This is a genomic window from Nocardioides sp. (genome assembly GCF_036401255.1).
Classification (GTDB): Bacteria; Actinomycetota; Actinomycetes; order Propionibacteriales; family Nocardioidaceae; genus Nocardioides.
In genome coordinates this window covers 1-3804 of sequence record NZ_DASWVI010000469.1, presented here as the reverse complement: position 1 = coordinate 3804, position 3804 = coordinate 1, and the positions used below count along the sequence as shown (strand labels likewise).

Sequence of the window (3804 nt, the reverse complement as noted above, 5' to 3'; positions counted from 1 at the left end):
GGACAGCTGCCGGGTCGGCGCCGGGTCGGGCGCGGGCGGCTCGCCCGGAGCTCCGGCCGGCAGTGGCGCCGACGACCCCGCCGCGAGCACGTCGCGCACGCGGGCCATCGACCAACGGTCACGAGGGTCGCGACTCATCGTGGCGAGCAGCAGCGGGGAGAGCCAGCCGGCGTCGGGCAGCCGGGGTGGCTCCTCGTGCACGATGCGGTACAGGGCGCCGAGGACGTTGTCGCCGACCTCGTACGGTGGGTGGCCGGCCAAGGCGTGGAACAGCGTCGCGCCGAGCGACCAGACGTCGCTGGCATCGGTCGCCTGCTCACCCGAGGCGACCTCGGGCGACAGGTACGCCGGTGACCCCGTCACCAGGCCGGTCTGGGTGAGTGTGGCGTCGGCCTCCGCGCGGGCGATCCCGAAGTCGGAGAGCTTCACCTGGCCGTCGGGGCCGACCAGGATGTTCGAGGGCTTGACGTCGCGGTGCACGATCCCGGCCGCGTGTGCCGCGGCGAGCGCGTCGGCGGCCTGGCCGAGCACGGCGGCGGCCTGGTCGGGCGTCATGGCGCCGTCGCGTCGGACCAGCTCGGCGAGGGTGGACCCCTCGACGTACTCCATGACCAGCCACTGCTCGTCGCCCTCGAGGACCAGGTCGTAGACCGCCACGACGTGCGGGTGGTTCAGCCGGGCCGCGAGCCGGGCCTCTCGCTCAGCGCGCGCCAGGTCGGGCGTCGCCACACCGGGCGCCATGCCGACCCGCTTGAGCGCGACCTGGCGGCCCAGGACCTGGTCGACACCGAGCCACACGGCGCCCATGCCGCCCCGACCGACCTCCCGCTCGAGCGTGTACCTGCCAGCGATCACATGCCATCCCTTCCCGGATCCGCGCCAGCCTAGTGCCGTGAGCCAGCCGGGCCACGGGAACCGGGTGGGCGACGACCGGCGGCATGCGGCAGGCTTGACCCGCACGTACCCGTTCACCGACCGACTCAGCCCGAAAGGCTCACCGTGTCCATCGACCCGACCCTCCTCGACGACCTCGAGTGGCGCGGACTCATCGCCCACTCGACGGACCTCGACGCCCTGCGCGAGGCCCTGGCCACGGGGAGCGTGCGGTTCTATGTCGGGTTCGACCCGACGGCGCCGAGCCTGCACCTGGGCAACCTCGTGCAGATCCTGACCGCGAAGCGGCTGCAGGACGCCGGCCACACGCCGTACGCACTCGTGGGCGGCGCGACCGGCATGATCGGTGATCCGAAGGAGTCGGGGGAGCGCACCTTGAACTCCCTCGACACGGTCAAGGAGTGGGTCCAGCGGGTCCGCCGCCAGATCGAGCCGTTCTTGTCCTTCGAGGGCGACAACGCCGCCACGATGGTCAACAACTACGACTGGACCGCCAGCCTGTCGACGATCGACTTCCTCCGTGACATCGGCAAGCACTTCCCGGTCAACCGGATGCTGGCGCGCGACGTGGTGCGCACCCGGCTGGACGCCGGCATCAGCTACACCGAGTTCAGCTACGTGCTCCTGCAGTCGATGGACTTCCTCAACCTCTACCGCGACCACGGGGTGGTCCTGCAGTTCGGTGGATCCGACCAGTGGGGCAACCTCACCGGGGGCGTCGAGCTGATCCGCCGCGCCGCCGGCGGCAAGGCGCACGCGTTCGCCACACCGCTGGTGACCAAGGCCGACGGCACCAAGTACGGCAAGTCCGAGGGCGGTGCGCTGTGGCTCGACCCCGAGATGCTCTCGCCGTACGCCTTCTACCAGTTCTGGCTCAACGTCGAGGACGAGAAGGTCGGCGAGCTGCTCCGGATCTTCACGTTCCTCTCGCGCGCCGAGATCGAGGAGCTCGAGGCACAGCATGCGGACAAGCCGTTCCTGCGCGCCGGGCAGCGGGCGCTCGCCGAGCACGTGACGACCCTGGTCCACGGCGCCGAGGAGACCGCACGCATCATCGCCGCGTCGGCTGCGCTGTTCGGCGGCGGCGACCTGAGCACGCTGAGCGCCTCGACCCTCGGCGCCGCGCTCCGGGAGGCCGGGACCGTCGTCCTCGACGGCGACGAGGAGCTGCCGACGGTCGTCGACCTGCTGGTCGCGACCGGCCTGGCGAAGAGCAAGGGTGAGGCCCGTCGGACCGTCGCGGAGGGCGGCGCCTACCTCAACAACGAGCGGATCGAGGACGCCGACCGGGCACCCGCGGACGCGGACCTGATCGGCGGCACCTGGCTGGTGCTGCGTCGGGGCAAGAAGAACTTCGCCGGGGTCGAGGTGCGCTGAGCGTGGCGGGGACGGCCGAGGGCGCACGCTGGCTCGACGAGCTCGAGCAGCGCGCCCGGGCCGCCCTGCCTGCGGTGGTGCTCGACTACGTCCTCCAGGGAGCGCGCGAGTCGGTGACCGCCGGCGAGGCGGTCGAGGCGTGGCGCGGCGTGCGCTTCCGCCCGCGGGTGCTGCACGACGTCACCCACGTGGACCTCTCGTGCCGGCTGCTGGGCTCGCAGCTGGACGTGCCCTGGGGCGTCGCTCCGACCACGCTCCAGCGGGCGGTCCATCCGGACGGGGAGATCGCGATGGCGCGCGCCTGTGCCGAGGCGGGCGCGCCGATGGTGGTGTCCAGCAACGCCGGCACCCCGTTCGCGGAGATCGGCGCGACCGGCGTGCACTGGTGGCTCCAGGCCTACCTGCCTGCCGACCGCACGCTCGCGGAGCCGATGCTGGAGCGCGCGGTCGCTGCGGGCGCGCGTGCGGTCGTGCTGACCGTCGACACCCCGGTCGTCGGGACCAAGTACGCCGAACCCGGCGCCCCGCTGGTGTGGGACGAGGTCGACCCGGCGCTGCTGCGGGTCAACTTCGACCCGGGCTACGACGACCAACCGGGCGCGGAGAAGGCGCTCGACCTGGGCCCGCACGACATCGGTTGGGTCGCGGCGCGCACGGGGCTCCCGGTCGTGGTCAAGGGCGTGCTCCGTGGCGAGGACGCGATCCGCTCCGTCCAGGCCGGGGCCGGAGCCGTCTGGGTCTCCAACCACGGCGGACGCCAGCTCGACCGCACGGCGTCGACAGCCTCGTCGCTGCCAGACGTCGTGGCGGCGGTGGGGGAGCAGGCCGAGGTGTACGTCGACGGGGGGCTGCGCTCGGGGCTCGACGTCCTGACCGCCCTCGCGCTCGGTGCGCGCGCCGCCTTCTTGGGCCGGTCCCCGCTGCTCGCGCTCGTCGACGGCGCGGACGGGGTCGCACGCTTCCACCGGGAGCTGCGTGAGCAGGCCGTCGAGGCGCTCCGGCTGGCCGGGTGCCGCACGGTCGCCGACGCGCGGGGGATCACCGCCGCCGCCGGCCCTACCCCGCGCTGACCTGCGCAAACGCGGTTGTGTCCGGGGTCACGCGCGGCCGATTTGAACTCCCGCGGCAGGTCCCCTAATGTTCTCCGGGTCGCCAGGGAGCGGCGGGAGGCAAGACCATGCGGTCGGGCCTTCGGCCCCGGGTGGCCACCTCCCTCATCTCGCCTCACCGGTGAACGAGTGCGCGCGCTAGCGGCCTCCGACATCAACGAGGTCTACAGGTGTGCGCAGGTGGGCAGAGAATTCGCCAGGATTTGCACCGAGGAATTCGAGCCGCTAAGTTTTACGAGTCGCCCCGGAGCGGAAAGCGCGAAAGCGCCAAGGCCCGGTGTGCGCGTCTGATTCTTGAGAACTCAACAGTGTGTCATAGTCGACGAATTAGTTTGTTATGCCCCGTTGACTGATGCCCTTTTTTGGGGTGGATGTCTTCGGTTTCTTTGACAATGAATTCTGACAACTTGTCAGGTTCTTCTTT

The 3804-nt window shown here is 71.5% G+C and carries 3 protein-coding genes; 2 read left to right on the top strand and 1 reads right to left on the bottom strand.

The window, feature by feature from the left end; translation table 11 throughout:
- Positions 1 to 855: serine/threonine-protein kinase (locus VGD85_RS21570; protein WP_331065489.1), on the bottom strand; the 855-nt coding region annotated here is incomplete at its 3' end.
- 144 nt (positions 856 to 999) lie between these two features.
- Here VGD85_RS21570 and tyrS point away from each other — a divergent pair.
- The gene (gene tyrS / locus VGD85_RS21565; RefSeq protein WP_331065488.1) at positions 1000 to 2271 is read left to right on the top strand and encodes a tyrosine--tRNA ligase; all 1272 of its coding nucleotides are present in this window, start codon (positions 1000 to 1002) and stop codon (positions 2269 to 2271) included.
- 2 nt (positions 2272 to 2273) lie between these two features.
- Positions 2274 to 3341: an alpha-hydroxy acid oxidase gene (locus tag VGD85_RS21560; protein WP_331065487.1), complete on the top strand. Its 1068-nt coding sequence runs from the start codon at positions 2274 to 2276 to the stop codon at positions 3339 to 3341.
- Positions 3342 to 3804 lie beyond the last annotated feature (463 nt).